General features: G+C 75.0%; 5 protein-coding genes. 4 read left to right on the top strand and 1 reads right to left on the bottom strand.

The window, feature by feature from the left end:
• The first annotated feature begins 741 nt into the window (after positions 1–741).
• Positions 742–1,506, top strand: coding sequence for a GAF and ANTAR domain-containing protein (locus ACIF9R_RS34990; protein WP_399986612.1), 765 nt, complete (start codon positions 742–744; stop codon positions 1,504–1,506).
• A 26-nt stretch (positions 1,507–1,532) separates the two neighbouring features.
• Positions 1,533–1,808, top strand: coding sequence for a hypothetical protein (locus ACIF9R_RS34985; RefSeq protein ID WP_399986610.1), 276 nt, complete (start codon positions 1,533–1,535; stop codon positions 1,806–1,808).
• Positions 1,809–1,813: 5 nt separating this feature from the next.
• On the opposite strand, the gene ACIF9R_RS34980 is transcribed toward ACIF9R_RS34985, so the two are convergent.
• The gene (locus tag ACIF9R_RS34980) at positions 1,814–2,641 is read right to left on the bottom strand and encodes a hypothetical protein (protein WP_399986608.1); all 828 of its coding nucleotides are present in this window, start codon (positions 2,639–2,641) and stop codon (positions 1,814–1,816) included.
• A 299-nt stretch (positions 2,642–2,940) separates the two neighbouring features.
• On the opposite strand from ACIF9R_RS34980, the gene ACIF9R_RS34975 reads away from it, so the two are divergent.
• Both ACIF9R_RS34975 and ACIF9R_RS34970 read left to right on the top strand, forming a co-directional pair.
• Positions 2,941–3,924, top strand: coding sequence for a nucleoside hydrolase (locus ACIF9R_RS34975; protein WP_399986606.1), 984 nt, complete (start codon positions 2,941–2,943; stop codon positions 3,922–3,924).
• Positions 3,925–4,071: 147 nt separating this feature from the next.
• Positions 4,072–5,775, top strand: a complete 1,704-nt coding sequence (locus tag ACIF9R_RS34970) for a glycoside hydrolase family 13 protein (protein WP_399986604.1) — start codon at positions 4,072–4,074, stop codon at positions 5,773–5,775.
• Positions 5,776–6,000: the final 225 nt, after the last annotated feature.

Here is a 6,000-nt window from a genome sequence, read left to right as displayed (position 1 = left end):
GCTCCGACGCGTCCCCGCCTCAGCTGTATCCGCTCCGACGCGTCCCCGCCTCAGCTGTATCCGCTCCGACGCGTCCCCGGCCCAGCTGTATCCGCTCCGACGCGTCCCCGGCCCAGCTGTATCCGCTCCGACGCGTCCCCGGCCCAGCTGTATCCGCTCCGACGCGTCCCCGGCCCAGCTGTATCCGCTCCGACGCGTCCCCGGCCCAGCTGTATCCGCCCCGACGCGTCCCCGCCTCAGCTGTATCCGCCCCGACGCGCCCCCGGCCCAGCCTCAGATGTATCCGCCCCGACGCGCCCGCCCCCTCCGAAGATCACCCCGCCGGGCCCGCCCCCCCCGGCTCCGGACGCGGCGGGCCGTGCACGGCGGCGGCTCGCCGAGGCACCCGGCCCACCCCCGCGCGGCCGGTTCGCGGTCGTGCGGTGGGATGCAGCGGCGGGTCGGAGCATCTTCACCCGGGTACACCTGGCGCTCCCGCTACCCAGGCGTACCCGCCGGTCCCGCTCCCGCTGCTTCGGTCGGCTCGTTCGTGCCGGGCTGCATCGGGTTCCGCTCCGGCCGACCTGCCCTCGGTCGGCTGCGGTGGGACGGCGCGGCAGCGTGGGAGCGTCCTTGCCCGTGCAGCCGCCGCCCCCGCATCTGCTCCCGCTTCGTCTTCCGCCCACCCCGGGCCGGCGGGCGGACGTGTTTCGGAGGTGGGGCGGAGGGTAGTCGGGGCGTCTTCGGAGGTGGTGGGAGGCGGTGGGTGTGCGGCCCGGGGACGACCCTGGGGGTAACCCGGACGACCCGGGCCGGCGCGCCGGCAGCGGTGCGTACGAGCAGGTCGCCGAGGCGATCGCGGCGGGACTGCGCGGGGCCGTGCCCGCCGCCGTGCCCGGACGGCTCTGCGCGGTGGCCGTCGCCCTGCTGCCGGTGAGCGGCGCGAGCGTGTCGCTGCGCGGCGACGGCATGCCCGTGCACCTCGCCGCCTCCAGCCCGTACGCCGCACATCTTGCCCAGCTCCAGGCGACGTTGGGCGACGGCCCCTGCCGGAACGTGCTGCAGACCGGTCGCCCCGTGCTCGCCCGCGACCTCGCCGCAGCCGACTGCGCCCGTCGCTGGCCCGTCTTCGCCCAGCAGGCGCTCGGTGCGGGTCTCCGGGCCGTGTACGCACTGCCCCTCGGCAGCGACGACACGTGCGTCGGCACCCTCGACCTCTACCGTGACATGCCCGGCGGACTCACCACGGGCCAGCGCCGCACGGCTCGCCTGGTCGCCGGTGCCATGACCGTGGCGCTGATGGATCTGCCGTACGGCGTGCCCGACGGGGACGAGCCCTGGCTCAGCGGGCTGGCCGCCGACCACGACCGCGTCCACCAGGCCATCGGCATGATCATGGTCCAGCTCGGCATCGGAGCCGACGAGGCCCTGGCCCGTCTGCGCGGCGACGCCTTCGCCCGCGGCCGTACCGCTCTCGAGGTGGCCCTGGACGTCGTCTCCCACCGCCGCCGCTTCGACTCGCCCTGACCGCACGGCACTTACCCTTGGCGACCATGGACACAGCCATTCTCCTGCTCACCTGCCTCGTGGTGCTCGGCACGATGACGCTCCAGAACCACCTCTCCCGGGTCAACCGCCGTGCCGCCCGCGTCGAGCGCAAACTCGACCTGATACTCGGCCACTTGGGCATCGAGGAGGAGATCCCGAGAAGGGATGAGATCGTCGGCCTGGTCCGCCAGGGCAAGCAGGTTCAGGCGGTCAAGCTGTACCGCGAGTCGACGGGCGCGGACCTTCTGGAGGCCAAACAGGCGGTGGACCGCATGGTCTGAGTCGTTCAGACCTGCGCCCGCCCCTGGCGGGCGACCTCCGCCAGGCGGTCCGCGCCGAGTTGGGTGACGGCCCGGGTGACCTCCGGGAGGACCGCGCCGAAGCCGGCGTTGGTGACGATGAGGGTGTCCTCGCCGACGCGGACCGCCGCGAGGTCCACGGTGAGGGCGGTCCGTGCCCCGTCGGCGGCCTCCCCGGTCATCCGCAGGCGCAGACCGGACCGCGCGTCGCCGGCCTCAGGCAGCGAGAGCCGGGTCACCTCGACGAGCTGGGTGCCGGCCCGCGTGGTCGTCGCCTCGAAGCGTTCGCACTCCTCGGGGAGGGTGCCCAGCCAGTCCAGGACGCGGTCCACGTCGGCCGGACGGTACGCGGCGACCTGGTAGCGCAGCTGGGTGTCGTTGGAGGCGTCGTCGAGGGTGGCCGTGGCGCGCGGCCCGGCCGGGGTGCCGAACAGTTCCTCCGTGTAGAGGGTGTCGAGGAGGCGGTGGCAGTCGGGGTTGGTGGTGGTCGCCTTGAGCACTCCGTCCCGCCAGGTCGCCGTGCCGCGGCTGGTCATCCAGGGCTCCCCCAGGTCCGTGTCCGTGATCAGCGCCTCCCGCAGCTGCGCCTCGCTCAGCGAGGGCGGGGAGGGCGTGGCCGGCCGCTCGGTGGCGGAGGTGGCGGCGGAGGTGGTGGCGGACGGGGACAGCGGCGGCGGCGGAGGCTGGGAGACGCCTTCGGGCAGGGGGCGGGGTACGTTCCTGTCGTCGGCCATGCACCCCGCCGCGGTGAGCAGGGCCGTCACGGACAGCACGGAGACGAGGAGGGCGCGGGCGGCGGCCGGGGCATGGGTCATCGGGGTGCCTCCTCGGGGGACCGGGCCGTCCACGAGCGGACGTGCTCTTACGGCACCACCGGGCCGGACACCCCACCAGCGCGGCGAGCCGTCCGGGTGAGCCCACCCGCCCGGGCGGGCGGCGGCCGCGTCCCGAGCGGGCCGGAACGTCCGGTCCGGCCGGGCCGCCGTCCCGGCCCGTGGATTCCGCCGCCTCGATCCCCCGCACCACGACGCGGTATCCGGCCGGCGCCCGACGGACCCGTCGCACCCTGCGTAAGGTCGATGCGCAGCCCCGCCTCCCCCGGAAGGAGCGCCCCGTGCCGCACGGCCCGACCGTCCCGGTGATCATCGACTGCGACACCGGTGTCGACGACGCCCTGGCCCTGCTGTTCGCCGTACGCCACCCGGGGATCGACCTGCGCGCCGTCACCTGCGTGGCCGGGAACACGGACGTGGACGGCGTCGTACGCAACACGCTGACCGTGCTGGAGCGGGCGGGCGCGCCGGACATCCCGGTCGCCCGGGGCGCCGAGCGCCCGCTGATCGAGGCACCGCGCTCCGCCCGCCATGTCCACGGCCACGACGGCATGGGCGACCTCGGCCTGCCCGCGCCGCGCCGTGCCCCGGCCGGGGTGGACGCGGTGACCCTGCTGCGCCGGGAGATCCTCGCCTCCCCCCGCCCGGTCACCCTTGTGCCCACCGCACCGCTCACCAACATCGCCCTGCTGCTGCGGGCCCACCCCGAGGTCACCCGCAACATCGAGCGGATCGTGTTCATGGGCGGCGCGGCGGGCGCGGGGAACGCCACGCCGGTCGCCGAGTTCAACGTGTGGCACGATCCGGAGGCCGCCGCGATCCTGCTCACCGCGGGCGTGCCGATCACCATGTACGGCCTGGACGTGTTCACCCGGGTCGTCGTCCCGGGCACGGAGGTGCGACGGCTGCGTGCGAGTGCCGAACCGGGCACCCGGCTGGCCGGTGACCTGCTCGCCCACCGCCCGGCCCACCCGGGCAGCCGCCCCGGCGATCCCGCCCAGGACGCGGGCGGCCTCGGCGACGCGGGCGCGCTGTGCGCGGTCGCCGACCCGGCGGGCCTGACCACCCACCGCCTCCCGGTCGAGGTGTCCCTCGCTCCAGGACCGGCCCGTGGCCAGACCGTGGTCGACCGCCGCCCCCGCGCCGGCGAGTCCGAACTCCACGAGGGCGTCCGCGAGCAGCCCTTGGTGGACGTCGCCCTGGACGTGGACGTGGAGCGTTACGTGCAGCTGTACCTGACGGCGGTCGAACGCACCGCCGTGTAGTCGGACATGCGTTCGCCCCTGGTGGGAGGGCCGAACGTGCCGTCCGCCACACCCGCCGGGAATGGCTCCCCGCTGCCGGTGCGTGCGCTTTTACGGTGTTCCGGACAGATTCTCCACCGGTACCCGCACGCACCCAGAGGAGATCGCGTGACCGACCGCCCCACCACGCCCGACGCCCGGCCGCCGCACCCCGCACCCGACGCCACGCCCGACCTCTCCTCCCGGGACCCCGACTGGTGGCGGCAGGCCGTCGTCTACCAGGTGTACCCCCGCAGCTTCGCCGACGCCGACGGCGACGGACTCGGCGACCTGCGCGGCATCACCCGGCGCCTCACCCACCTCGCCGCCCTGGGCGTGGACGCCCTGTGGCTGAGCCCCTTCTACCCCTCCGAGCTCGCCGACGGCGGATACGACGTCACCGACCCGCGCGACGTCGACCCCCGCCTGGGCACACTCGACGACTTCGACGCACTGGTCCGCGAGGCCCACCGGCTCGGCCTGAAGGTCATCGTCGACATCGTCCCCAACCACACCTCCCACCAGCACGTCTGGTTCCAGGAAGCGCTGCGCGCCGGCCCGGGCTCACCCGCCCGCGACCGCTACGTCTTCCGTGACGGCCGGGGTGAGCGGGGCGAACTGCCGCCCACCGACTGGCAGTCCGTGTTCGGGGGCAGCGCCTGGCAGCGGGTGCCGGACGGGCAGTGGTACCTGCACCTGTTCGCCGCCGAGCAGCCCGACCTCGACTGGGGGCACCAGCAGGTCCGCGACGACCACCGCACCACCCTGCGGTTCTGGTCCGACCGGGGCGTGGACGGCTTCCGGATCGATGTGGCGCACGCCCTCGCCAAGGACCTGAGCGAGCCGCTGCGCGACCTCGGCGACCACGCGCCGGGCGGTGAGGCCGCCCTCGCCGATGTCCCGCCCGGCACCCACCCCTTCTACGACCGCGACGAAGTACACGAGATCTACCGCGACTGGCGCAAGATCCTCGACGCCTACTCGCCACCCCGGATGGCCGTCGCCGAGGCCTGGGTCCCCGGGGCCCGCCGTGCCCTCTACGCCCGCCCCGACGAGCTGGGACAGGCCTTCAACTTCGAGTATCTGCAGACCCCGTGGGACGCGGCGGAACTGCGCCAAGTCATCACCGACTCCCTCGCGACCGCCCACGCGGTCGGTGCCTCGGCGACCTGGGTGCTCTCCAACCACGACGTGGTCCGGCACGCCTCCCGGCTGGCACTCCCGCCGGGCACCGACGAGAACGCCTGGCTGCTGTCCGGCGGCCGCGCCCCCGCCGTCGACCCCGACGCCGGGCTGCGCCGGGCCCGCGCGGCCACCCTGCTGATGCTGGCCCTCCCCGGCTCGGCGTACGTCTACCAGGGGGAGGAACTCGGCCTGCCCGAGGTCGCCGACCTGCCCACCGAGGTACTCCAGGACCCGATCTGGGAACAGACGGGACATGTCCGCAAGGGACGCGACGGATGCCGGGTGCCGCTGCCGTGGACCACGACCGGCCCGTCGTACGGCTTCGGGGCGGCCGGTGCCTGGCTGCCGCAGCCGGCCGGCTTCGCCGCGTACGCCGTCGAGGCGCAGGACGGGGTGGAGGGCTCGACCTTGGAGCTGTACCGCACGGCCCTGCGGCTGCGTCGCAAACTGCTGGACGGCGAGTCGCTGACCTGGGCGGAGGAGACCCCGGCCGGGGTGCTGCAGTTCGAACGCGGCGACGGCTGGCGCTGCGTGACCAACCTGTCCCCCGACCCGGTCCCCCTCCCGGCCGGCGAGATCCTCCTGACCAGCGCACCCTTGCGGGACGGCCGCCTCGCCCCCGACACCACGGCGTGGCTCGGCCGCTGACCGGGCCCCGCCCCGTGCGCGGTGTTCGGCGCCGGAGGAGAGCTGCCGGTGGGGGCGGCCTGTGCCAGTGGTCCGGCGGCCGTGGCTGGGTTCAGGTGCGGCGGTGCGGCGGTGCCGGCTCGGGCGGTTCACGCCGCCGTACGCGGTGTTCCGTCCCGGAAGGGGTCCGCGGACGTGACGTCTCAGAATCCTGCTTCCTCGGCGGCCCGGGATGCCGCCGAGGAA

The sequence above is a fragment of the Streptomyces sp. NPDC086080 genome (genome assembly GCF_044540255.1).
Taxonomy (GTDB): domain Bacteria; phylum Actinomycetota; class Actinomycetes; order Streptomycetales; family Streptomycetaceae; genus Streptomyces.
The sequence above is the reverse complement of the archived record's forward strand: the minus strand, read 5'-3'. Positions and strand labels throughout refer to the sequence as shown.